At 73.1% G+C, this 23,042-nt stretch carries 24 protein-coding genes; 13 read left to right on the forward strand and 11 right to left on the reverse strand.

The features are described from left to right. Window positions 1-10: 10 nt before the first annotated feature. A complete protein-coding gene (locus ACWCPN_RS11480) occupies window positions 11-529 on the forward strand; it encodes a gluconokinase (protein WP_451204390.1) in 519 nt (172 codons plus the stop codon). Window positions 530-568: 39 nt separating this feature from the next. After that, entirely contained in the window at window positions 569-1,966 is a 1,398-nt protein-coding gene (locus tag ACWCPN_RS11485) for a GntP family permease (RefSeq protein WP_365122557.1), read from the forward strand. Between the two features lie 87 nt (window positions 1,967-2,053). On the opposite strand, the gene ACWCPN_RS11490 is transcribed toward ACWCPN_RS11485, so the two are convergent. Genes ACWCPN_RS11490 through ACWCPN_RS11500 form a run of 3 tightly spaced genes read right to left on the reverse strand, consistent with a single transcriptional unit; the run spans window position 2,054 to window position 4,486 of the window. Beyond that, the gene (locus tag ACWCPN_RS11490) at window positions 2,054-2,680 is read right to left on the reverse strand and encodes a cytochrome b/b6 domain-containing protein (protein ID WP_451204392.1); all 627 of its coding nucleotides are present in this window, start codon (window positions 2,678-2,680) and stop codon (window positions 2,054-2,056) included. After that, window positions 2,664-3,398 (reverse strand): molybdopterin-dependent oxidoreductase, encoded by a 735-nt coding sequence (locus tag ACWCPN_RS11495; protein ID WP_199209955.1) that lies wholly within the window; start codon window positions 3,396-3,398, stop codon window positions 2,664-2,666. The genes ACWCPN_RS11490 and ACWCPN_RS11495 overlap by 17 nt, the downstream gene beginning before the upstream one ends. Window positions 3,399-3,451: 53 nt before the next feature. After that, window positions 3,452-4,486 carry a hypothetical protein gene (locus ACWCPN_RS11500; RefSeq protein ID WP_451204394.1) on the reverse strand — a complete coding sequence of 345 codons (1,035 nt, stop codon included), beginning with the start codon at window positions 4,484-4,486 and terminating at the stop codon, window positions 3,452-3,454. Window positions 4,487-4,749: 263 nt separating this feature from the next. Between ACWCPN_RS11500 and ACWCPN_RS11505 the strand changes: the two genes are divergently transcribed. From ACWCPN_RS11505 to ACWCPN_RS11520, 4 genes are read left to right on the forward strand one after another with little or no spacing between them, the layout of a single operon-like run. Continuing rightward, on the forward strand, window positions 4,750-5,643 hold the full coding sequence (locus ACWCPN_RS11505; RefSeq protein ID WP_451204396.1) for a DMT family transporter: 894 nt from the start codon (window positions 4,750-4,752) through the stop codon (window positions 5,641-5,643). A gap of 33 nt (window positions 5,644-5,676) precedes the next feature. Further along, window positions 5,677-6,192 (forward strand): NUDIX domain-containing protein, encoded by a 516-nt coding sequence (locus tag ACWCPN_RS11510; protein WP_451204397.1) that lies wholly within the window; start codon window positions 5,677-5,679, stop codon window positions 6,190-6,192. A gap of 21 nt (window positions 6,193-6,213) precedes the next feature. Beyond that, on the forward strand, window positions 6,214-6,606 hold the full coding sequence (locus ACWCPN_RS11515; protein WP_199209958.1) for a YidH family protein: 393 nt from the start codon (window positions 6,214-6,216) through the stop codon (window positions 6,604-6,606). After that, on the forward strand, window positions 6,603-6,917 hold the full coding sequence (locus tag ACWCPN_RS11520) for a DUF202 domain-containing protein (protein WP_451204399.1): 315 nt from the start codon (window positions 6,603-6,605) through the stop codon (window positions 6,915-6,917). Before ACWCPN_RS11515 ends, ACWCPN_RS11520 begins: the two co-directional genes overlap by 4 nt. Window positions 6,918-6,934: 17 nt before the next feature. Here ACWCPN_RS11520 and ACWCPN_RS11525 read toward each other — a convergent pair whose 3' ends face one another. Continuing rightward, window positions 6,935-7,882 carry an NADP-dependent oxidoreductase gene (locus ACWCPN_RS11525; RefSeq protein WP_451204401.1) on the reverse strand — a complete coding sequence of 316 codons (948 nt, stop codon included), beginning with the start codon at window positions 7,880-7,882 and terminating at the stop codon, window positions 6,935-6,937. A gap of 255 nt (window positions 7,883-8,137) precedes the next feature. Between ACWCPN_RS11525 and ACWCPN_RS11530 the strand changes: the two genes are divergently transcribed. Next, a complete protein-coding gene (locus ACWCPN_RS11530) occupies window positions 8,138-9,160 on the forward strand; it encodes a phosphotransferase family protein (protein ID WP_451204403.1) in 1,023 nt (340 codons plus the stop codon). 6 nt (window positions 9,161-9,166) lie between these two features. Beyond that, on the forward strand, window positions 9,167-10,381 hold the full coding sequence (locus ACWCPN_RS11535; RefSeq protein ID WP_451204405.1) for an acyl-CoA dehydrogenase family protein: 1,215 nt from the start codon (window positions 9,167-9,169) through the stop codon (window positions 10,379-10,381). Window positions 10,382-10,437: 56 nt separating this feature from the next. Here the strand turns inward: ACWCPN_RS11535 and ACWCPN_RS11540 are convergent, their stop codons facing one another. Genes ACWCPN_RS11540 through ACWCPN_RS11550 form a run of 3 tightly spaced genes read right to left on the reverse strand, consistent with a single transcriptional unit; the run spans window position 10,438 to window position 13,507 of the window. Beyond that, complete coding sequence (locus ACWCPN_RS11540) at window positions 10,438-11,031, reverse strand: TetR/AcrR family transcriptional regulator (RefSeq protein WP_199209961.1); 594 nt, start codon at window positions 11,029-11,031, stop codon at window positions 10,438-10,440. A gap of 26 nt (window positions 11,032-11,057) precedes the next feature. After that, complete coding sequence (locus ACWCPN_RS11545) at window positions 11,058-12,737, reverse strand: class I adenylate-forming enzyme family protein (RefSeq protein WP_451204407.1); 1,680 nt, start codon at window positions 12,735-12,737, stop codon at window positions 11,058-11,060. After that, window positions 12,734-13,507: an SDR family oxidoreductase gene (locus tag ACWCPN_RS11550; RefSeq protein ID WP_199209962.1), complete on the reverse strand. Its 774-nt coding sequence runs from the start codon at window positions 13,505-13,507 to the stop codon at window positions 12,734-12,736. The genes ACWCPN_RS11545 and ACWCPN_RS11550 overlap by 4 nt, the downstream gene beginning before the upstream one ends. 182 nt (window positions 13,508-13,689) lie before the next feature. On the opposite strand from ACWCPN_RS11550, the gene ACWCPN_RS11555 reads away from it, so the two are divergent. Both ACWCPN_RS11555 and ACWCPN_RS11560 read left to right on the forward strand, forming a co-directional pair. Continuing rightward, a complete protein-coding gene (locus tag ACWCPN_RS11555; RefSeq protein WP_451204408.1) occupies window positions 13,690-14,964 on the forward strand; it encodes an exo-beta-N-acetylmuramidase NamZ family protein in 1,275 nt (424 codons plus the stop codon). Between the two features lie 81 nt (window positions 14,965-15,045). Beyond that, window positions 15,046-16,341, forward strand: coding sequence for a serine-threonine protein kinase (locus tag ACWCPN_RS11560; protein WP_451204409.1), 1,296 nt, complete (start codon window positions 15,046-15,048; stop codon window positions 16,339-16,341). 21 nt (window positions 16,342-16,362) lie between these two features. On the opposite strand, the gene ACWCPN_RS11565 is transcribed toward ACWCPN_RS11560, so the two are convergent. Continuing rightward, window positions 16,363-19,152: a penicillin acylase family protein gene (locus tag ACWCPN_RS11565; RefSeq protein WP_451204410.1), complete on the reverse strand. Its 2,790-nt coding sequence runs from the start codon at window positions 19,150-19,152 to the stop codon at window positions 16,363-16,365. 255 nt (window positions 19,153-19,407) lie between these two features. On the opposite strand from ACWCPN_RS11565, the gene ACWCPN_RS11570 reads away from it, so the two are divergent. Together ACWCPN_RS11570 and ACWCPN_RS11575 are read left to right on the forward strand one after the other, a co-directional pair. Next, window positions 19,408-20,010: a hypothetical protein gene (locus ACWCPN_RS11570; protein WP_451204411.1), complete on the forward strand. Its 603-nt coding sequence runs from the start codon at window positions 19,408-19,410 to the stop codon at window positions 20,008-20,010. A gap of 108 nt (window positions 20,011-20,118) precedes the next feature. Continuing rightward, entirely contained in the window at window positions 20,119-20,847 is a 729-nt protein-coding gene (locus ACWCPN_RS11575; RefSeq protein ID WP_451204412.1) for a 3-keto-5-aminohexanoate cleavage protein, read from the forward strand. Between the two features lie 66 nt (window positions 20,848-20,913). Here ACWCPN_RS11575 and soxR read toward each other — a convergent pair whose 3' ends face one another. Next, window positions 20,914-21,372 (reverse strand): redox-sensitive transcriptional activator SoxR, encoded by a 459-nt coding sequence (gene soxR, locus ACWCPN_RS11580; RefSeq protein ID WP_199209965.1) that lies wholly within the window; start codon window positions 21,370-21,372, stop codon window positions 20,914-20,916. A 104-nt stretch (window positions 21,373-21,476) separates the two neighbouring features. Here soxR and ACWCPN_RS11585 point away from each other — a divergent pair, with 104 nt between their 5' ends. After that, window positions 21,477-21,938, forward strand: coding sequence for a MaoC family dehydratase (locus tag ACWCPN_RS11585; protein WP_199209966.1), 462 nt, complete (start codon window positions 21,477-21,479; stop codon window positions 21,936-21,938). Here the strand turns inward: ACWCPN_RS11585 and ACWCPN_RS11590 are convergent. Then, window positions 21,929-22,573 carry a TetR/AcrR family transcriptional regulator gene (locus tag ACWCPN_RS11590; RefSeq protein WP_392294341.1) on the reverse strand — a complete coding sequence of 215 codons (645 nt, stop codon included), beginning with the start codon at window positions 22,571-22,573 and terminating at the stop codon, window positions 21,929-21,931. The two genes, ACWCPN_RS11585 and ACWCPN_RS11590, sit on opposite strands and share 10 nt — an antisense overlap. A gap of 103 nt (window positions 22,574-22,676) precedes the next feature. Beyond that, window positions 22,677-22,964, reverse strand: coding sequence for a YiaA/YiaB family inner membrane protein (locus ACWCPN_RS11595; RefSeq protein ID WP_392401909.1), 288 nt, complete (start codon window positions 22,962-22,964; stop codon window positions 22,677-22,679). Window positions 22,965-23,042: the final 78 nt, after the last annotated feature.

The following is a 23,042-nucleotide window of genomic DNA, read 5'->3' on the forward strand; positions in this document are numbered from 1 at the left end:
CGAGGCAGTCATGCGCACCCCCCAGGTCGTCGTCGTGATGGGCGTCGCCGGGACGGGCAAGACCACGATCGGTCCGTTGCTCGCGGCCCGGCTGGGTGTCCCGTACGCCGAGGGCGACGACTTCCACCCGCGGGCCAACATCGAGAAGATGACGGCCGGCGTTCCGCTCGAGGACGCCGACCGGTGGCCGTGGCTGGAGGCCATCGGGCACTGGGCGTACGGGCGGTCCGGGCTCGGCGGTGTGGTCAGCAGCTCGGCCCTGAAGCGGTCGTACCGCGACCGGCTCAGGTCCGTCGCTCCGGGAGTGGTGTTCCTCCACCTCACGGGCGACCGCGAGCTGATCGAGGACCGGATGTCCCACCGGCAGGGTCACTTCATGCCGACCGCGCTGCTGGATTCCCAGTTCGCCACGCTGCAGCCGCTGGAGACGGACGAGGCCGGAGTGGCCGTGGACGTCGCCGGCAGCCCCGAGGAGATCACCGCACGCGCCGTACGGGCCCTCGACGCGCTTTCCGCGACCTCCGCGTAACACCTCACCCCCGTCCCCCGTACCTGCAAGGGAACCCCCGTGACCAGACTCAGCGTCGAGATGCTGGCAGCGGACGCACCTCCGCCGATCACCTCCGCCGGCCATGCCCAGCTCGGCATCGCCGTCCTGGTGGGCATCGCCGTCATCGTGCTGCTCATCACCAAGTTCAAGCTCCATGCCTTCCTGTCGCTGACCATCGGGTCACTGGTGCTCGGCGCGGTCGCCGGGGCCCCGCTGGACAAGGCCATCGTCAGTTTCACCACCGGGCTCGGCAGCACCGTGGCCGGCGTGGGCGTCCTGATCGCGCTCGGGGCGATCCTGGGCAAGCTCCTCGCCGACTCCGGCGGCGCCGACCAGCTCGTCGACACGATCCTCGCCAAGGCGGGCGGCCGGTCGATGCCGTGGGCGATGGTGCTGATCGCGTCGGTGATCGGTCTGCCGCTGTTCTTCGAGGTCGGCATCGTGCTGCTGATCCCGGTCGTGCTGATGGTCGCCAAGCGCGGCAACTACTCCCTGATGCGCATCGGCATCCCGGCGCTCGCCGGCCTGTCCGTGATGCACGGCCTGATCCCGCCGCACCCCGGCCCGCTGGTCGCGATCGACGCGGTCAAGGCCAACCTGGGTGTGACGCTGGCGCTCGGCATCCTGGTCGCCGTCCCCACGGTGATCATCGCCGGCCCGGTGTTCTCGCGCTTCGCCGCCCGCTGGGTGGACGTCCCCGCTCCCGACCGGATGATCCCGCAGCGCCCGTCGGAGGAGCTGGAGCGCCGTCCGGGCTTCGGCCCGACGCTGGCCACGGTGCTGCTCCCGGTGGTCCTGATGCTGGCCAAGGCGCTGGTGGACATCGTGGTGGACGACACCGCGAACATGACGCAGCGGGTCTTCGACGTGGTCGGTTCCCCGCTGATCGCGCTGCTCGCCGCCGTCATCGTCGGCTTCTTCACGCTCGGCCGGCCCGCCGGGTTCAGCAAGGACCGCCTGCAGCGGACGGTCGAGAAGGGCCTGATGCCGATCGCCGGCATCCTGCTGATCGTGGGCGCGGGCGGCGGCTTCAAGCAGACGCTGATCGACTGCGGTGTGGGCCAGATGATCCTGGACATCTCCAAGGACTGGTCGATCCCGGCGCTGCTGCTGGCCTGGCTGATCGCGGTCGCGATCCGGCTGGCCACCGGCTCGGCGACGGTGGCGACGGTCTCGGCGGCCGGTCTGGTCGCACCGCTCGCGGCCGACATGTCGACCACCCACGCCGCTCTGCTGGTCCTCGCCATCGGCGCCGGCTCGCTCTTCTTCAGCCATGTCAACGACGCCGGTTTCTGGCTGGTGAAGGAGTACTTCGGGCTGAGCGTCGGGCAGACCGTGAAGACCTGGTCGGTGATGGAGACGATCATCTCGGTGGTCGCGGGCGGGCTGGTCCTGCTGCTGTCACTCGTCATATAGACGCACGGCAGCCGATGGCGCCCCGCGCGGGCGCCGAGAACGCCGCTCACCCCCTCCTCGTACGCCGAGGAGGGGGTGAGTCGTGTCTCAGGGGCGCCACAGCGGGTGTTCCCGCTCGGCCCACCGCCTGCTCACCGTGCCGGTGCGCAGCCCGCGCCGCGCCTCCGGGTCACCGAGCGCCATGCCGATGTGGCCGGCCAGCACCACGCCGATCGTCAGGGCGAGCCAGTCGTGCACGAAGGTCGCCGAGGTCCGCCAGACCAGCGGGGTGAGCCGGGTGAACCACATCATCAGGCCGGTGCCGAGCATGACCAGCGAGGCCCCGGCGATCCAGGACGCGTAGACCTTCTGGCCGGCGTTGAACTTGCCCGCCGGCCGGGAGGAGCGGCGCTTGTCCCGGCTCAGCGCGGCCCACAGCCAGACGCGGTCGTGCGGGCCGAAGCGGTTGAGGAAGCGCAGGTCGGCGCGGAAGGCGCGGGAGGCGAGGCCCAGCAGCACGGGGACGGGCAGCGCGAGCCCGGCGCACTCGTGGATGCGGACGACCAGCTCGCGGCGGCCGACGAGCACGGCGAGCTGCGGGATGTAGAGGCAGGCCGCGCTGAGCACGCACACGCCCATCAGCGCGGCCGTGCCCCGGTGCACCCAGCGCTGGGCCGGGCCGAAGCGGCGGACGCGGGAGTCCGGCGGTGCCGGGGTGTCAGCTCGTAGGCTCATCGGTCCGCCCGTTCGACCGGCCGACCCAGGCGTCGACGTCGTAGCCGAGCCGCTCCCAGTAACCCGGCCGGACGCGGTCGGTCACGGTGATGCCGGAGAGCCACTTGGCGGACTTGTAGAAGTACATGGGCGCGACGTAGAGGCGGACGGGGCCGCCGTGGTCGTGGCCGATGTCCTTGTCCTGCATGCGCAGGGCGACCAGCACGTCCCGGCGGCGGGCCTGGTCGAGGGTGAGGCTCTCGGAGTAGGTGCCGTCGAAGCAGGTGAAGCGGACCGCCCGGCCGGCGGACCTCACTCCGGCCGCGTCCAGCAGCCGGGAGAGCGTCACGCCCTGGAAGGGGGTGCCGGGCACCCGCCAGCCGGTGACGCACTGGACGTCCCTGACCAGCCGGGTCTGCGGCAGCGCGCGCAGGTCGGCGAGGGTGTAGGTGCGCGGGTGGTCGACCAGACCGTCGACGGTGAGCCGGTAGTCCGCGGGGCTCTTGTGCGGGACGGATGCGGCCACCGAGTAGTAGCGGAAGCCGCCCCCGTTGGGCAGCAGGCCGGTCAGGCCGGTCGGATCGTCGCCGGCGAGGCCGCCGAGGACGCCCTCCAGGCCGCGCTGCACCACCGGAGCGGTGGCGACGCCAAGCGCTCCCAGGGCGAGGGTGCCGAGGAAGACGCGGCGGCCGACGGGCCGGCCCTGGGCGCCGGGGTCCTCGGGCGGTTCGGGGTTCACGTGTTCATTCGAGCACTTCCGGCCGGGACGGGGCCAGGGTGTGCGGACATCGGTCAGAGTTCCGTAAGGACTTCCCGCCCGGGTGCGGGAGCGCTCCCGCCGTGCGGCCGCGGGTGTCCGCCCAGCGCGCGGGCGCGGGCCGTGCGGAAGGCCGGCCACGGCTCGCGGTGCGGGTACGACCAGGGGACGGGGGTGGCGTGCCGGCCGATGCGCCGGAACAGGGCCGCCGCCTCGGCGGGGCGGCCGGCGCAGGACATCGCGAACGCGAGGTGGTTGAGGTCGGTGTGGCGGCGGGGGTGTTCGTCGTGCTCCCACTCCAGCCACCAGTCGAAGGCCGCGCGCAGGACGCGGCGGGCCCGGGGGCCCGACCAGTGCCGGCTGCCGGACGGATCGGCCGGGGCCAGGCCGGTGGCCGCCAGGACGCGGTAGCGCTCGGCGTACGCGACGACCGGGAGGACGGCCAGCGGGGAGTCGGCGGGGGCCTCGGCGGCGGCCCGCTCGGCGAGGTCGTACACCTCGTGGGACTCGGCCCGGCCGCCCTGGGGCCGCTCGGCGAGCCGGGCGACCAGCAGGTGGTGGGCGTGGTGGTGTTCGGGGTGGCGTTCGCGCAGTTCCGCGAAGGCGCGCAGCAGCTCGTGTTCGGGGCCCAGCAGGCGCGCGAGCTGGAGCAGGCCGAGCCAGGGGGTGGGGTCGGCGGGGGCCAGGGCGGCCGCGGCGCGGCAGGCGGCGCGGGCCCGGTCGGGGCTCTCCTTGCCGCGTAAGGTCCGCCGGACCAGGGCCAGGGCGTGCAGGGCCGCGGCGTCGGGCGAGTCCGGTTCGGCGAGCAGCCAGTCCTGGGCCCAGGCGGCGGCGTACGGCGCGCCGGCGAGCACGGTGAGGCGGTGGCCGCGGCGGTCCCAGTCGTCACCTGTGCGCCGCAGCAGGGCGCGGGTGGCCTGTCGCCTGCCCTGGGCCAGCGAGGTGCGGGCGGCGAGGAGTTCGGCGTCGTCCAGGGCCTCGTCGAAGGCACCGGAGCCCGCCGGGGCGGTGTCGCCCGGCTGGTCCGGGAGGGCACGGCGGGCGCCGAGCAGAGACGGGATTGGGGGCACCGCGGGACTTCCTGTTTCTCGGGCTGCCATCGACCGATCACGCACAGCAAACCCTCAGCCAAGGTTTGCGTCAAGCGGAACCGGAGTGTTGCCCTCTTCAACCAGCCGGTGAGGCGGGCCACTTGAGGCACGGACGCGCTGGTCGCCGCCGGGTCCGGGGAGCCCGCGGACGGGCCGGTGTGGCGTACGCCATGGCACGGTGTCCCCGGAGCGCTACAGTCGGCCACCAGGCCCTGTCCGGCCGGATGATCGAGGTACGCAGCGTGTCCGTTCTGGTTCTCGTGCTCGCCGTGAGCGCCGCCGCCTGCGTGGGCTTCGGGTTCGTGCTCCAGCAGAGCGCCGCGCAACAGGCGCCGCTCGGCGACTTCCTCTCGTTCCGGCTGCTGCTGGACCTGGTGCGGGTGCCGCGCTGGCTGGGCGGCATCGCCCTGATGGTGGCCGGCATGGTGCTCGGCGCCGTCGCCCTCGGCAAGGGCGAGATCTCGCTGATCGAACCGCTGCTCGCGACGAACCTGCTGTTCGCGCTCGTGCTGTCCCGGCTGCGGACGGGCAGATCGCTCGGCCGTCAGGGCTGGGCCGGGCTCGGACTGCTGGCGGGCGGCGTGAGCGCGTTCATCGTGGCGGGTGAGCCGCGCGGTGGCAGCGCCGTCACCGATCCGGTGCGGCACTGGCTGATCATCGGCGTGATGCTGGGCGCGGCGCTGGTGCTCACCACCTGCGCCAAGCGGTCCCGGCTGGACGGGGGCCCGGTGCCGCTGGCCACCGCCGCCGGGCTGCTGTACGGCGTGCAGGACGCGCTCACCCGGATCTGCGGCACCCGCTTCTCGGCCGGCGGCCTCACGGAGCTCCTGACCGGCTGGCAGCCGTACGGCGTGGCAGCGCTGGGCGTCACCGGACTGGTCCTGGTGCAGAGCGCGTTCGAGACCGCCGAGCTGCGCATGTCGCTGCCCGCGCTCACCGCGGCCCAGCCGCTGGCCGGCATCCTGTGCGGGGTGGGCTTCCTCGGGGACCGGCTGCGCACCGACACCGGGGCGCTGGCCTGGGAGGCCGCGGGGCTCGCGGCGGTCGTCGCCGGCATCGTGCTGCTCGGGATGCACCCGGCGATGCCGTCGGGCGCGGTGGGAGCGGAGCGCGCCCGGGACCTCCAGTCGCGCTGAGACCGCGCGCCGGGCCCTGCTTGGATGACGGGCATGAACCCTGCTGACGAGATCCTCGACATCGTCGACGAGAACGACCGGGTGGTCGCGCGGGTGCCGCGCGGCGAGGCGTACGCCCGGGGCCTGCGCCACCGGTGCGTCTTCGTCCAGGCCCGGGACGCGGCCGGCCGCCTGTTCGTGCACCGCCGCACCCCCACCAAGCTCGTCTTCCCCTCCCTGTACGACATGTTCGTCGGCGGCGTGGTGGGCGCGGGCGAGTCCTACGACGCGGCGGCGCTGCGCGAGGCCGAGGAGGAACTGGGCGTGTCGGGGCTGCCCCGGCCGGAGTTCCTCTTCAAGTTCCTCTACGACGACGGGGCCGGGAAGAGCTGGTGGTCGGCGGTGTACGAGGTGCGCTGCGACCTGCCCGTGCGGCCCCAGGCGGAGGAGGTGCAGTGGTACGGCTTCCTGCCCGCGGACGAGGTGGAGCGGCGGCTCGGCGAGTGGGAGTGGGTGCCGGACGGCGTGGCGGCCTACGAGCGGCTGCGGGCGTTCCGGTCGGCCGGGTGACGCCCGGGTAGGGTCCTGCGCGTGAGTGAGTTCGTACGCAACGTCCGGCTCTGGTTCGCCCCGGAGCGGGTGCGCGAAGAGGGCGGCACGCCCGACTACCGGTTCTCGCTGGCCAACGAGCGCACCTTCCTGGCCTGGCTGCGGACCGCCCTCGCGCTGATCGGCGGCGGGTTCGCGGTGGACCAGTTCCTGCCGGACCTGCGCTGGGCGTGGCGGGTCGGCCTGGCGCTCGCGCTGCTCGGCGCGGGCGTGCTGTGCTCGCTGCGCGCGGTGAACCACTACGTGCGCTGCGAACGGGCGATGCGGCGGGGCGAGGACCTGCCCGCCTCCCGGTTCCCGGCGGTGCTGAGCCTGGTCGTCGCGGTGGTGGCGGTCGCGATGGTCGTGGTGGTGCTGGTCGGTTGGGCGGGGTGAGCACCGCCGGCCGTGATCCTGGGCTGCAGCCGGAGCGCACCCGGCTGGCCTGGCGGCGTACGACGCTGTCGGCCGCCGTGGCCACCGTGCTCGCCGTGCGGGCCGCGCTGCACGGCGGGGCGTCGGCCGCCGCGGTCGTCGGATGCGCGGCCTGCTGTGTGCTGTGGCTGGGCTTCCTGTGGGTGGCCCACCATCGCATCCGCGCCCTGGCGGCCGGACTCCGGCCGCCCCCGCTCGCGCCGCGGCACGCCACGGCCGCCGCGCTGTGCGCGGTGGCGATGGCCGTGTGCGCGGTCGCGCTGGTGGTCTGAGCCGGCGGCGGCAGGGGCTAGGAGGTTTCCTCGGTCTCCCAGCCGACCGTCACCACGATCTTCCCGCGGGTGCGCCCCTCCTGGTTCAGCCGGTGCGCGTCGGCCGCCCGCTCCAGCGGGAACGTCTCCTGGACGTGTACGGACACCACCCCCTGCTCGGCCAGTTGGGACAGCTTGTTCAGGTCCTCGGCGTCGGGCCGGACGAAGCAGTAGCGGCCGCCGAAGCCGACCACCTCCGGGTCGGCGATGGACGCCAGCCGCCCCTCCGGGGCGAGCAGGTTGGCCGAGACCTTCAGGGTGTCACCGCCGACGGTGTCGAAGACCGCGTCCACGCCCTCCGGGGCGAGTCCGCGCACCCGCTCGGCCAGGCCCTCGCCATGGCTCACCGGCTCGCCGCCGATCCCGCGCACGAAGTCGTGGTTGTGCTCGCTCGCCGTGCCGATCACCCGGGCGCCGAGGTGGGCGGCGATCTGGACGGCCAGCGAGCCGACCCCGCCGGCCGCCGCGTGCACCAGGACGGTCTCGCCGCGCTTGACCTCCAGCGCCTTGACCAGGACCTGGTAGGCGGTCAGCCCGGCCAGCGGCAGCCCGGCCGCCTCCTCGAAGGAGAGGTTGCGCGGCTTGCGCGCCAGGGTGCGCACGGGCGCGGCGACGTACTCGGCGAAGGTGCCCCGGGACAGGAAGTCCTCGCGGACGTAGCCGATGACCTCGTCGCCGACGGAGAACTCCGGTACCGAGGCGCCGGGCTGCACCACCACCCCGCTGACGTCCCAGCCGGGGATCACCGGGAAGACGGCGTCCAGGACCTGGTCCAGGTAGCCCTCGCGGCACTTCCAGTCGACCGGGTTGACGGCCGCTGCGCGGACCTTGACCAGCACCGAGTCGGGGCCGACCTTGGGGTCGTCCGCCTCGCCGTACTCCAGCACCTCGGGCCCGCCGTAGCGGCTGTAGCTGATGGCCTTCATGCCCACGACCCTCCGGGGTCCTCGTGCGCCGCGCAACCGGTATGCCGGGATGTGCACCGTTCGCGTGACAGCGTCTGCGTCGTTCCCACCCGTACCCCGAAGGCGGACGCCATGACCACCCGCCGCGCGCGGGGTGCGCAGATTATCGTGGCTCCGGTCACGTTCGGGGTCCGGTTCGGCACGCGTACTGGACTACATACCGACCGGTCGGCATCATGAGACGCGTTCCTGTTCACCCGTTCGTAGGAGTGATGTATGAGCGCCGACCACCCGCCCGGACTCGATCTCGACCGGCTGCGCGCGCTGCTCGACCGTGAGCGGCCCGGCCTGGTGGACGGGCCGCTCACGGGCCGGCTGATCGAGGGCGGACGGTCGAACCTCACATACGCGCTCTCCGACGGCACCTCGCGCTGGGTCGTCCGGCGGCCGCCCCTCGGGCACGTGCTGGCGACCGCGCACGACATGAAGCGCGAGCACCGGGTGATCAGCGCCCTCCACCCGACGGACGTACCGGTCCCCCGGCCGGTGCTGCTGTGCGAGGACGACGAGGTGCTCGGGGCGCCGTTCTACGTCATGGAGTTCGTCGAGGGCACGCCCTACCGCACCGCCCGGCAGCTCGCCCCGCTGGGCGAGACGCGGACCCGGGACGCCGTGCTCTCGCTCGTCGACACGCTGGTCGGGCTGCACGCCGTGGACCCCGCGGCCGTCGGGCTCCAGGACTTCGGGCGCCCGGACGGCTTCCTGGACCGCCAGCTCCGCCGCTGGGGCAAGCAGCTCGACGCCTCCCGCAACCGTGACCTGGCGGGCGTGGACGAACTGCACGCCGCCCTCGGCCGCGCCCTGCCCACCTCGCCCGCCCCGGCCGTCGTCCACGGCGACTACCGGCTGGACAACGTGCTGATCGGCCCCGACGACACCATCCGGGCGATCCTCGACTGGGAGATGTCGACCCTCGGCGACCCGCTCACCGACCTGGGCCTGCTGGTGATGTACAGCACGCCGCTCGGCCTGCCGAAGTCGCCGGTGTCCACGACCGCCGAGGCGCCCGGGCACCCCCGGCCCGCCGAGCTGATCGAGCGGTACGCCGCCCGCTCGGGGCGCGACGTCTCCGCCGTCTCCTGGTACACGGCGTTCGCCTGGTTCAAGCTCGCCGTGATCCTGGAGGGCATCCACTACCGGTACACGCTCGGCCAGACGGTGGGCGGCGGCTTCGACCGGATCGGCGAGCTGGTGCCCGTCTTCATCGACCACGGACTGACCACTCTTCAGGAAGGCTGACCGGACATGGACTTCGCGTTCGACGCGCGCACCGAGGAGCTGCGCGCCAGGCTGCTGGCCTTCATGGACGAGTACGTGTACCCGGCCGAGCCGGTCGCCGAGGAGCAGCGGGCCGCGCTGGCCTCGCCGTGGGACACCCCGGCCGTGGTGGAGGAACTGAAGGCCGAGGCGCGCCGGCAGGGCCTGTGGAACCTCTTCCTGCCCGACGCCGAGTACGGCGCGGGGCTGACCAACCTGCAGTACGCGCCGCTCGCCGAGATCACCGGCCGCTCCCCGCACCTGGCGCCGCCCGCGACGAACTGCGCCGCGCCCGACACCGGGAACATGGAGGTGCTGGCGCAGTTCGGCGACGAGCGGCAGCGCAAGCAGTGGCTGGAGCCGCTGCTGGCCGGGGAGATCCGCTCGGCGTTCGCGATGACCGAGCCGGAGGTGGCCTCCTCGGACGCCACCAACATCACCACGCACATCGAGCGGGACGGCGACGAGTACGTCGTCACCGGCCGCAAGTGGTACATCTCGGGGGCGATGAACCCCGACTGCAAGATCTTCATCGTCATGGGCAAGACGGACCCGGACGGCGCCGACATCCGCCGGCAGCAGTCCATGGTGCTGGTGCCGCGCGACACCCCCGGGGTGACCGTGCGGCGCGCGATGCAGGTCTTCGGCTACGAGGACCACTCGCACGGCGGCCACGCCGAGGTGGTCTTCGACCACGCGCGCGTGCCGGTCGCCAACCTGATCGGCAAGGAGGGCGGCGGCTTCGCCATCGCCCAGGCCCGGCTCGGCCCCGGCCGGATCCACCACTGCATGCGGCTGATCGGCATGGCCGAGCGGGCGATCGAGCTGATGTGCCGGCGCGCGGTGTCCCGGACGGCCTTCGGCAAGGCGCTGGCCCAGCAGGGCGTGGTGCAGAACTGGATCGCCGACGCGCGGGTCACCGTCGAGCAGCTGCGGCTGCTGGTGCTGAAGACCGCCTGGCTGATGGACACCGTCGGCAACCGGGGCGCGCACACGGAGATCCAGGCCATCAAGATCGCCACCCCGCGCGCGGTGGTCGGCATCCTGGACCGCGCGATCCAGTTGCACGGCGCCGGCGGGGTGAGCCAGGACTTCCCGCTGGCCGAGCTGTACGCGAGTGCCCGCACCCTGATGCTGGCCGACGGCCCGGACGAGGTGCACCAGCGGTCGCTGGCCCGGCGCGAGCTGAAGAAGTACCTGTAGCGGACGCGGGTGAGGGGCGGCCGCGCGGGCGGCCGCCCCTCGTTCGTGCGTGGCTGCTACGGGCGCAGCGCCCGCAGCAGCAGGTCGGCGAGGTGGTCGGCGACCTGCTGCGGGGTGAGCGGGCCGTCGGGGCGGTACCAGGTCGACAGGTGGTGGACCGAGCCGAAGTGGTAGTCCACGACCAGGTCGGCCGGGGTCGCGGTGGAGAAGACGCCCTCGCGCTGGCCCTCCTCGATGAGCGCGCGGAAGCCCTCGTGGTAGCGCCGGCGCTCGGCGCGCACCTGCTTGTTCTTCTCGGGGCTCAGATGGTGCATGGAGCGGAAGAAGATCATCGCGTCGTCGAGGTTCTCGATCGTCGTGACGACCACGTCGGCCGCCGCGCCCCTGAGCCGCTTCTCCACGGGCTCGTCCGCGTTCGCGAAGGTGTCGAGGCGCTCCTGCTGGATGCGCAGCACGCGCGCGTACACCTCGTGCAGAAGGTCGTCCTTGGAGCCGAAGTAGTGGTACAGCGCCCCCTTGGTGACGCCGGCCGCCTCCACGATCTCCTGCACCGACGTGCGGTCGTAGCCCTGCTCGGCGAAGAGGCGGGTGGCGGCGTCCAGCAGCCGCTGCGGGACGGGCGTCCCGTCTCCGTCCGTCGTCCTGGGCACTGCCGCCACCTGCCTTTCCGTCGTGTCTACCGACTGTCGTTCGCGCTGCCTTGCGCCCGGGTGCGCAGTTCCCGCCGGAGGATCTTCCCACTCGCCGTCTTCGGCAGGTCGGGCAGGATCTCCACCTGGCGCGGGTATTTGTAGGCGGCCAGTCTCTCCTTGCAGTACACCGCGAGTTCATCCGGGTCCGGGTCCGCGCCCGGACGCAGGCTGATGTAGGCCTTGACGGTCTCGCCGCGGTAGCCGTCGGGGACGCCGACGACGGCCGCCTCGCGCACCGCCGGATGGGTGTACAGCACGTCCTCAACCTCGCGCGGCCAGACCTTGAAGCCGGACGCGTTGATCATGTCCTTCTTGCGGTCGACGACGTAGAGCCAGCCCTGCTCGTCCATGAACCCGATGTCCCCGGTGCGCAGCTCGCCGTCCGGGAAGGTCTCGGCGGTGGCGTCGGGGCGCCGCCAGTAGCCGGGGACGACCTGCGGGCCGCGTACGACGATCTCGCCCTGCTCTCCGAAGGGGAGTTCCTCGCCCCGGTCGTCCACGATCCGTACGACCGTGTCGGCGCCTGGCAGGCCGACCGAGAGCGTCCCGGAGACGGGGTCGACCGGTGACTCCAGGCCGGGCGGTACGGAGGCGCAGGGGGCGGTGCACTCGGTGAGGCCGTACCCGGTGCGGATGTACGGCCCGAAGCGCTCGCGGAACCGCTCGACCAGGGCGGGCGGCACGGGGGCGCCGCCGGAGGAGATGTTCACGAAGGAGGAGAAGTGGTCCGGGCAGACGTCCGGGTGCGCGGCGAGGGCCATGAACGCGGTGGACGGGCCGACCGTGTAGTGCGGGCGGTGCTCGGCGAAGGCCGCCAGGACCACGCCGGGCTCGAAGCGGTAGGTGAGCACGAGGGTGCCGGCGCTGTTCAGGCAGGCGCCGAGCTGGCAGACCATCCCGGTGATGTGGAACAGGGGCGCGAGCGCGTAGTAGACGGGCGCCTCGGGCAGGGCGAGGCCGGTCCGCTGGCGCTCGGCGTTGTACATGATGTTGCCGTGCGTGTTGGTGGCGCCCTTCGGGGTGCCGCTGGTGCCGGAGGTGTAGCTGATCAGGGCGATGTCGCCGGGGCGGGGGTCGCGGCCCGCCGGGGGCCGGCCGCCCCGCCGGGCCACGGCCACGAGGTCGTCGGCGTCGGGGGCCTGGGGCAGCCGCTCGAAGGTGAGCACGCGCGCGTCGTCGCGGGTCTGGAAGTCGAGCTCGCAGCCGGTGAGCACGATCCGCACCGGCGAGTCGGCGGCCGTGTCCCGCAGGTACGACTCCCAGGCCCGGTCGGAGCAGATCAGCGCGGCGACCTCGCCGTCCCGCAGCACGTGGGCGACCTCGGCCGACTTGTACATCGGGTTGACGGGCACGACGGTGGCGCCGGCCTTCCACGCGCCGAGGACGGCGAGCACGAAGTGCGGGGAGTTCTGCAGCAGCACGGCGACCCGGTCGCCGCGCTCCAGGCCGCGCTCCGCGAGGTGGGCGGCGACCGAGTCGGTCAGTTCGTCGACCTCGCGGTAGCCGAGGGAGGCGTCGAAGTAGGTGAGGAAGGCGCGGTCGGGCGTCTCGGCGACGGCGCGGCGCAGGGCGTGCACCAGGGAGTCGGCGGGGTCGACCGGGGCGCGCTGGGCCTCGTCGAGCAGGGCCAGCCAGGGCCGGGCCGCGTAGACGGAGCCGCTCATCGGGCGGCCTCCCACTTGCGCTGGATGTGGTTCATGCCGGCGAGCCAGCGGTCGGGGGCGGCGGCCCGCGCCTGGTAGAACTCGGCGACCTCGGGGTGCGGCAGGATCAGGAAGCGGTCCTCCTCGATGCCCCGGAACAGGGCGTCCGCCACGTCCTCGGGCTCGATCGCGGTGGGCTGGAGCACCAGGTCGCCCGCGCTGCCGGTGGCGGCCAGCATGTCGGTGCGCACGCCCTGGGGGCAGATGGCGTGCACCTTGACCCCCTGGTGCCGGTAGGTCAGCGACAGCCACTCGGCGAAGGCCAGCGCACCGTGCTTGGTGACGGCGTAGGAGGGGGCGCCGATCATGGTGAGCAGTCCGGCGGCCGAGACGGTGGAGACGAACCGGCCGGCGCCGCGCTCCAGCCAGCCGGGCAGCAGCGCCTGGGCCGCGCGGACGTGCGCCATCACGTTGACGTCCCAGGACAGCGCCCAGGCCCGCTCGTCCAGGGGCGCGCCGGGCCCGGCGTCCTCGAAGGCGACGCCGGCGTTGGCGCAGTAGACGTCCACGGTGCCGCCGAGCGCGTCACGGGCCTGGTCGACGACGGCCGAGGCGTCACCGGGCACGGCGATCCCGCCGGTCTCCGCGGCCACGGCCTTCGCCTTGTCCGCGTCCAGGTCGTTGACGACCACGCGGGCGCCCTCGGCGGCGAACCGCCGGGCCAGCGCGGCCCCGATCCCTCCGCCCGCTCCGGTGACGACCACTCCCGCATCCCGCACGGTTTCCACCATCGGTCTCCTTCTACACGACGCGACTCGGCTCGGCGACGGCCAGACTAACCGGTCGGTATGTGTGAGGGAAGGCCGGCCGGATCAAACCTAGGGGCGCGGGGCCGTACCGGTGTGCGACTCCGCGGCGCGGGCTCGACCCGCCGCGCACGGTCCGCACGTCCCCACCCGATGGAGGTCTCCTCGTGCACCTGTCCAGACGGAGCGTACTGGCGGCGGCCACGGTCACCGCCGCCGTCCCGGCGACGCCGGCCCTGCTGGCGGCGGCCAAGGCCACCGCGGACCTCCCGGCGGCACCGGCAGCCGCCGCGGAGCACCCGCGCACGGGCTTCGAGCGGCTCGCGGCCGACGGGTACCGCCTCCTCGACGGCCGGCGCGTCGGCGTCGTCACCAACCCCACCGGCATCACCCGGGACGCCCGGCACATCGTCGACGTCATGCACGCGGACCCCCGGGTGCGGCTCACCGCCGTCTTCGGCCCGGAGCACGGCTTCCGGGGCACCGCCCAGGCGGGCGGCTCCGAGGGGCGCTACGACGACCCGGCGACCGGGCTGCCGGTCTACGACACGTACCTGAAGAGCGGTCAGCCGCTGGCCGACGTCTTCACCGCCTCCGGCGTGGACACGGTCGTCTTCGACATCCAGGACGTCGGCGCCCGTTTCTACACGTACATCTGGACCCTCTACGACTGCATGGAGGCGGCCGCGCTGGCGGGCAAGCGGTTCGTCGTGCTCGACCGGCCCAACCCGGTGACCGGACGCTCGGCCCAGGGCCCGGTGCTGCACCGGGAGTTCGCCACGTTCGTCGGCCGACAGCCGGTCGCGCAGGCGCACGGGATGACGGTGGCCGAGCTGGCCCGGCTGTTCAACGGGGAGTTCCTGGACGAGCCCGTCCCGCTGGAGACCGTCCTGATGTCGGGCTGGAAGCGCGACCGGTTCTACGACGCCGCGGGCCTGCCCTGGGTGCCGCCGAGCCCGAACATGCCCACCGCGGACACCGCGCTGGTGTACTCCGGGACCTGCATGTTCGAGGGCACCAACCTGTCCGAGGGGCGCGGCACGACCCGGCCGTTCGAGCTGCTGGGGGCCGAGGGGATCGACGGCCGGTGGGCGGCGGCGGCGAACGAGGCCGGGCTGCCGGGCGTGCGGTTCCGGGAGGCGTACTTCGCGCCCACGTTCTCCAAGTTCCAGGGGAAGACGGTCGGCGGCGTGCAGATCCACGTGCACGACCGGGCCGCCTTCGATCCGGTGCGCACCGGGATCGCGCTGCTGGTGACCGCCCGGAAGGTCTGGGACGGCTTCGCGTGGCGCCCGGACAACTGGATCGACAAGCTCACCGGCTCCACCCGGGTGCGGACGATGATCGACGCGGGCGCGGACACCGACGAGGTCGTCGGCGCCTGGCAGGAGGAGCTGGCGGCGTTCCGGCGGGTCCGCGGGAAATATCTCCTCTACCGGTGAGCCGCCCGCTCTGGCCAACTCACCCGGACCGCAGGACGATGCGCCCAGATCGCACCGTTTCGGGGCACGAGGGAGCCTGGCATGGCGGATCCTGGGATGAGCGTGACTCCCTACTGGGAGCTGACCTTCGACGCGGACGGGGACGTGGACGGCCCCGAACGGGACCGGCTGCGGGCGGGGGTCACGGACCGCGGTGTCCGTGACCTGATCGTCTTCGCGCACGGCTGGAACAACGACCGTTCCGGCGCCACGGCGCTGTACCGCGACTTCTTCGCCCCGTTCCCGGGCCTCGCCCCGAGGGCCCGGATCGGGTACGTCGGCGTCGTCTGGCCGTCGATGCGGTTCTGCGACGAGCCCATCGGGGACCTGCCCCGGTCGGCGGCCGCCGCGGCGGCGCAGGCGGCGCCGGGCCCGGCGCTGGACAAGGACACCCGGCGCGCCCTGCTGGCCGCCTTCCCGGACCGGGCCACCGTGCTCGACCGGCTGGCCCGGCTGCTGGACGAGCAGCCGGCCGGGGACGAGGGGCTCGCGGAGTTCGGCCGGCTGGTGCGGCTGCTCGCCGAGCCGGGGCCGGGCGCGCCCGGGGTGGCGGACGTCCCGGACGAGGACCGCCCGGCCCTGTTCCGCGGTGACCCGGTGGCGGCCTGCGCGGAGCTGGCCGACGCCCTGGCGGGCCTCGGCACGGCGGAGGGGTTCACGCTGCCGAACCCCTGGGACGGTGCCAAGGAACTCCTTCGGCAGGCCACGTACTACAGCATGAAGCGGCGGGCCGGGACGGTCGGCGAGCACGGGCTGGGGCCGGTCCTCGGACGGCTGGCCGCCGCGGCGCCGGGTGTGCGGGTGCATCTGGTCGGGCACAGCTTCGGCGGGCGGCTGGTGTCGTTCGCGCTGCGCGGGCTGCCCTCCGGGGTGCGCGCGGTGAAGTCCGTGACGCTGCTCCAGGGCGCCTTCTCGCACTACGCGTTCGCCGCCCGGCTGCCGCACGACCGGGACCGCGCGGGGGCGCTCGGGGACCGGCAGAAGCGGATCGACGGCCCGTTGGTGTGCTGCTACTCGCGTTTCGACTCGGCGCTCGCCACGTTCTACCCGCTGGCGTCGCGCTGCGCCGACGACGACCGCTCGGTCGGCGGCCTCGCGGTCGGCCGGATGCTGGGCGACCGGTGGGGGGCCATGGGCCACGACGGGGTTCAGGGGGTGCCGGGGACCGGTGCCCTGGACCTCGCCGCGGCCCTGCGCGGACCGCTGCCCGCGTCCGGCTGCGTCAACGTCGACGTGGCGGCGGTGGTGCGGCGCGGAGGCGCGCCGAGCGGGGCACACAGCGACATCGTGCACCCGGAACTGGCGCGGGTGGTGCTGGCGGCGGGCCGCATCGCCTGACCCGCCGCCGTCGCCGGTGCCTCACCGGTGCGAGGTGAACTCCACGACCTGCTGGTAGGTCGGCCGGTTCTGCCAGCCGATCCGGCCGTGCTTGACGCCCCCGAGCGGGCGTTGCGCGATGGAGTCGGCGCACCACTGGTCGCCCGCCGAGCACTGGTCGTCGCCGGGGTACACCTGGGCGGCCGTCTTCCCGGCCGCCTCCTTCAGGGTGCTGATCAGCACGTCCCGGCAGGCGCCGAGGGCGCCCCCGCCGCAGTATTTCCGCGCCAGGCCGTCCCGTACGGGCTCCCCGAGCACCGCCCGGATGTCCTTGTCGACATAGCTCCACCAGCCGTACTGGAAGGAGCTGCCGGCGTGCGATCCGGTCGGGCCGTGGCCGGCCGAGGGGGCCTCGTCCACGGGCAGGTTGCCGGTGAACGCCGTGTACAGGTCGCCGCCCAGACCGGGTTCGAACTCGGCCTTCACCAGCAGCGGCCACCAGGCGTCCAGGATCCGGACGGCGTCCGCGTCCGCGTACTTCCTGGAGCCCGCGGCGGTCTCGGTGCGCCTGGCGCCCGCGGCCACCCACGCCTGGAGTCTGCTCACGGCGGTGGCGGCCGTGGGGTCGGTCACCGGCGAGGAGCCGATCACCCTGAGCAGTCCGGGCAGGACGTCCTCGGCGCGCAGGTCGGTGAGGGCGGCGTCCGCCATGGCCTGCACCAGCTCGGTGCGGGTCACCCCGCCGGCCGCGACGAGTTCCGCCACGCGGTCGTCGAGCAGGTCGCCGCGGTGCACGGACCCGTCGCCCCAGGACGCGGTCGTGTAGTCCTTGGCCTGCTTGTTGTTCCAGGAGACGTAGTAGTCCTGGTCGACGGAGTTCGGATGGGCGGAGGCCGGGGTGTAGTCGGCGGTGTTGGTGGCCGGGTCCCAGTTCCGCCACTCGTAGGCGGGCTCGGCCAGCACCGGGAACTCGGCGTCGACGCCGCTCGCCCGGACCGGGTTGTCACCGCTGTTGTAGTACGCGGTGTGCTGCGAGTCGGCGTAGAACCAGTTGAAGGTGTAGTTGATGTGCTGGGCCGCGCTCTGGAAGTCCTTCGGGCCCTTGACGTAGCCGGGGTCGTTGAGCATCTGGAAGCCGATGATCGAGTCGGCCTCGTGCAGGTAGGAGGAGCGCAGGGTGGTGTAGGCGACCTTCCTGCCGCCGACGGTCGCGCGGTACTGCACGGGTCCGTACCTGGTGCGCCACACCCGCATCGTGTACGAGCCCGCGGCGGTGCCGTCGGCCACCGTGGGCTTCCAGGCGTTCCTCCGCTCGACCTGGTCCATCGCCGTGCAGGTGCCGTGGTACAGGTAGTGGTGGTCGTCCTGGCACAGCTCGACGGCGTAGGTGTCGATGATGTCCTGGCCGGAGGTGGTCGCGCTCCAGGAGTAGTCCTGGCCGCGGCCGAGTTCGACGTACATGCTCAGACCCGCGAAGGAGGCGCCGCGGGCGCTGATGCCGGGTCCCTGGATCTCCTGGAGCAGGAGCAGCTGCGGGGCGAAGTAACCGGTCTGCGGTCCGAAGACGGCGACGGGACGGCCGCTCGCGGTGTACTTGCCGCTGACCACGAGGGCGTTGGACATGCCCCGCCGGGCGGAGCTCAGCGAGGTTCCGGCGGCCGCGCCGGAGGCGCTTCTCGCGCTCGCGGTGGCCGCGCTGCCGGTGCGGTCGTGGACGAGGGGTTCCTCGGTCACCGATCCGGCGTCGGGCAGCGCCGCTCCCTCGCGGTCGGCGGGCCGGCCTGCGTAGGGGAAGCTCGTGCCGTCGTGGACGGTGAGGGCCGCCTCGGCGTCGTTGCGCATCCGGAACGACTCCCAGACCCTGGTGCCCTGTTCCACGCCGTACTTGGACTGGGCGGCGATCAGCGAGAGCGCGTTGTTCACCTCGCCGCCCCCGCCGGAGCCGAACAGCGAGCCGACGACGGAGGCCAGCGCCACCAGGTCGGTGATCTTGAAGTGGTCTATGGTGCCGGCGTTGGTGACGGAGTCCTTGTGGCCGGTCAGGACGTACTCACCGGGGAAGTAACGGCCGCTGTCGGAGGCGTCGATGTAGGAGTTGATGCCGTCGAGGTAGGCGTTCGCGTCGGTGAGGGCCTGCTGTCCGCGGGTGCCGTTGTGCGTGACGGCGTTGTGGATCTGCGCCTGCAGATCGGCCTCGGTGTACGGCGCGTCGCGGTAGAACTGCTGCTCCAGGCCCTGGTTGGCGGCCGCGCCGCCCGCGAAGCCGGTGAGCTGCCCGCGGCCCACGTGCCGGAAGACGTCCATCAGCCAGAGCCGGTCCTCGGCGGCCGCGTATCCGGCGCCGAACTCGGTGCCGTAGCGGGTGGTGCCCGTGATGTGCGGCACACCGGTCTTCTTGTCGCGGACGATGCTCACGTCGCCGCGGCCGGCCGGTCTCTCGGTGGAGGCGACCTGGTCGGAAGGGACGCCGAAGGACGCGTCGTTGAAGAAGGTGTTGATCTTCGCGTCGGTGAGCCCCCGGTATCCGGTCGCGAGGCCGGCGTAGGGACCGAGCTGGTCCTCGGCGTGTGCGGGCTGGGTGCCGAAGGCCTGGTTGAGCAGGATCTGGGCGAGAGTGGCATTGCCGTTCTCACCGGGCGGCAGGATGTCCGAGCACTGGCCGCCGCAGTGGTCGTCCGAGGTGGCGGCGGCCTCCGCGGCGGTGGCCCGGGCGACCGGGGAGAGAAGTCCGGCGACGAGAACGCATATCGACGCCGTCTTCAGGAACCCGGTGAGCCTGCGGGGAGTTCTCAGTTTGTCGAACAGCACGTTGCGTGGGGCGCGCCGTTGCATGGCAGCTCCTCCCGACGGGGGTGGGCCGGACGTTACCGCCGGTATCCCCGAGATTGAAGATGAACATGCGTCAACTTTCGGGGTCACCGGAGGGGCGCCCGGCGGTCAACCCGGAGCGCCTTATGGGAGGGCATCGGAAAACGGATGGAGCCGGATCGTGTGTCGATACGTCTATTCGGCGACGTCCCGAGGAACCCGTACGGCGACGGAGAAGTGACGCAAGAGCGGACGCAGGTGTGACGGAGGTGCATGGCGATGGCCGGATTCCGAAGTCTGGCGAGACAGGTACGAGATCCGCGGTGTGATCTGGCGCTGCGGCGCTACTCGCTGCGCAAGTGCCTGGAGCGGTTCGCTCCTTATGGGCACCGGGCGACCTGGGACCATCTGTGCTCCCGGGCCGGTTTCGGTCCGGAGGACCGGTCCCCCGATCCGGTGCGGCTCGTGGCCGCGCTGGAGGAGCTGGAGGAGGCGCGGGCGGTCTGGCTCGGCTACGAGGCCGAGTTCGCCGAGCGCCGCAGGAAGGAGAAGCACGACGGCCTGCGCCGGCCGGGGACGGTGGACGACTGGCACCGCCTGACCTGGGGCGGGTTCGGGGTCGCCTGGTGCGACGACCCCCGGGTCCATCCCGGCGAGCCGCTGGCGGAGGTGCTGCGCCGGCTCATCACCGCACTGAACCGCGAACCGGGCGAGTGCTGCCCGGTCTGCGACGGGGAGCGGCTGGTGTGGCGGTACGGCCTGGACCACGAGCCGTCGTCCGGACCCGTCTGCGCGGACTGCGGCATCCTCGTGCCCCGGCCCGTACTCACCCCGCGGGCGCTGGCGTACTCCAGAAGCGAACGCCTGCTGATGTCGGCCTGAACCACGGGCCGGCCCGACCGACGGGGATGCACCGGGGGTGTGAAGGGGGATGCCGCACCCCCAGAGGTGCCCGACCACTCCGTCAGTGACCCCTGGCACCATCGGGGCATGGTGCAGGTATGTCTCAACGGACGCCGTTCGGCCGCCGACGGCGCGTGTGTGCCGTCGTCCCCGGGGGAGTTGGCGCGGTCCGCCGCCGAGGCCGTGGCGGCGGGTGCCACGGAGGTCCATGTCCACCCGAGGACGCCGTGCGGGCACGACAGCCTGTCCCCACGGGTGCTCGCGCCGGTGCTCGACGCGATACGGGCGCGGGTGGCGGTGCCGGTCGGGGTGACCACCGGAGCGTGGGCCGAGCCCGACCCGGCCGCCCGGCTCGACCGGGTACGGGCCTGGTCCGTGCTGCCCGACTTCGCCTCGGTCAACTGGCACGAGCCGGGCGCCGAGGAGGTCGCCGCGCGGTTGCTCGCCATGGGCGTGGGCGTCGAGGCGGGGATCTGGTCCGGCACGGACGCCGCGGCCCGGTTCGCGGCCTCCCCGCTCGGCCCGCGGGTGCTGCGGGTGCTCGCGGAGGTGACGGACCCCGTCCCGGCGACCGCGGAGATGACCGCCCGCGCCCTGCTCGAGCGCCTGGGGGCCGCGCACGGCCGCCCGGTCCTGCTGCACGGCGAGGAGGGCGGCGCCTGGCCCGTGCTGCGGCTGGCCGGACGGCTGGGCCTCGCCACCCGGATCGGCCTGGAGGACACGATGTTCCTGCCGGACGGACAACGCGCCGCCTCCAACGCCCAGTTGGTGGCCGAGGGACTGGTCCGGTACGGGGCGTCCGCACGCCCGACGTGAGCAATGAGCCGTGCGGCGTGCGGCGTGGCCGGCGGTGCGGGTGCCGAGACCGCGCCCCGGCCGCCGCTACGGGCGTTCCGGCAGGAGGCGGGAGCCGCTCAGACGGTTGCCGGAGACGTCGTCCGGGTTGGACAGGACACAGTTCTCCAGAGACAGGCAGCCGCAGCCGATGCAGTCGGTGAGGTGGTCCCTGAGCCGGTTCAACTGCCGGATGCGTTCGTCGAGTTCGGAGCGCCACGCCTGCGAGAGGCGGGCCCAGTCCTCACGGGTCGGGGTCCGTTCCTCGGGGAGCCGGGCCAACGCCTCGCGGATCGTGGCCAGCGGGATGCCCACCCGCTGGGCCGCCCGCACGAAGGCGACCCGGCGCAGGGTGTCACGGGTGTAGCGGCGCTGGTTGCCGGCGGTGCGGCGACTGGTGATCAGACCCTTGGTCTCGTAGAAGTGCAGGGCGGAGACGGCGGCTCCGCTGCGCGCCGACAACTGGCCGACGGTCAGCTCGTGGATCTTCTCGGGGATCTGTGGCACCCCGCAGAGCCTACCGACCCGGCCGGCCCCCCATCCGTTGACATCGCACTCGCACCCGACCATGCTAAGCAGTTGCTTAGGAACGCGAGCGAGAGGCCGGGAACATGGCAGAACCGAGGACCTTCACCTCCCCCGACGAGCTGAAGGCCGCCGTGGGCGAGCAGCTGGGCCACACGGACTGGCTGGAGATCGACCAGAAGCGGATCGACCTGTTCGCGGAGGCGACCGGGGACCACCAGTGGATCCACGTGGACCCGGAGAAGGCCGCCGCGGGGCCGTTCGGGACGACCATCGCACACGGCTACCTCACCCTCTCCCTGCTGCCGCTCTTCGGCCCGCAGCTGATCCGGGTCGAGGGCGTGCGGATGGGCGTCAACTACGGGACGAACAAGGTCCGCTTCCCCTCCCCCGTCCCGGTCGGCTCCCGGCTGCGGGCCACCGCTACCGTCACGGGCGTCGAGGACGTCAAGGACGGCATCCAGGTGACCCTCGCCTTCACCGTGGAGCGGGAGGGCGGGCAGAAGCCCGTGTGCGTCGCGGAGTCGGTGTCCCGGTACTACCTCTGAGCCGGGGCGTCCGGCTCGGCGCCCACCATGCGCAGCACGAGGCCGGCGTAGAGCTCGCCGACCTCCTCGGGCGTGCGGGGCCCGTCCACGTTGAACCAGCGGGCCACGTCGATGCAGAGCGACAGCACCGCGAGGGTGGTGCCCTGCACGTCCGGGACCCGGAACTCGCCCGCGGCGACACCGTCGTCGATGATCCCGCGCACCTCGGCGTCGACCTGGCGGCGCAGTGCGACGATCTCGGCGCGGGCCGCGGGGCCGAGCGCGTCGAGTTCGTACTGCACGACCCGCGCGGTGGTGCGCCGCCCGGCGTGCCAGCGGACGAAGGAGCTGACGGCGTCGGTGAGCCGCTCGGTGGCGGTGCCCTCGCGCCGGGCCGCCGTGCGCAGGATGTCGAGGGCCTTGTCGTGGCCGATCCTGCTGATCCGGTGGAGCAGCTCTTCCTTGGTCTTGTAGTGGATGTAGAGCGCCGCCGGGCTCATGCCGGCGCGGCCCGCGATGTCGCGGGTCGTCGTCGCGTGGTAGCCGCGCTCGGCGAAGGCCTCCACGGCCGCGACCAGCAGCCGCCGTGCCGCGTCAGGGGTGACCTGTTCCCACGGCTCCACTTCGCCGCCGGTCGTCTCCTCCGCCGTACTCATCGCTCGCTCGCCCCTCTCGGTGACAGGAGCACCACCATACCGCCGAAGGTGAGCGCTCGCTTAGAGCGGCCGCTCAGCGGAGTGCGCGCGAGCCCGGGGCCGCTCAGAGCTTCTCGAAGGGATCGTGCTCGGCGAGCAGCTTCTCCAGCCGGGCCTGGTCGACCCGGCTGACGATCTGCCCGGCTTCCTGCCGGTCCCGGATCACCTTGGCGAGGGTGAAGGCGGACGTGACGAGGTAGAGAACGGCGATGGCCAGGAAGGAACGCACCCAGGCGTCGGCGTCCAGCCGGAGGATGCCGATGGCGGTGGCCGCCATGGCGACCGCGAAGGAGGCGACGGCCTGACCGTAGAAGGCCGCCGTGTTCTGCTGCTTGACCGGTGTGTCACTCATGCGACGAGCATCGGCGGACACGGCCCGCGCCACATCCGCCGGGATACTCAGAACGGCTACTCAGAAGGCCGGTGAGCA

The organism is Streptomyces sp. NPDC002386 (genome assembly GCF_053593175.1).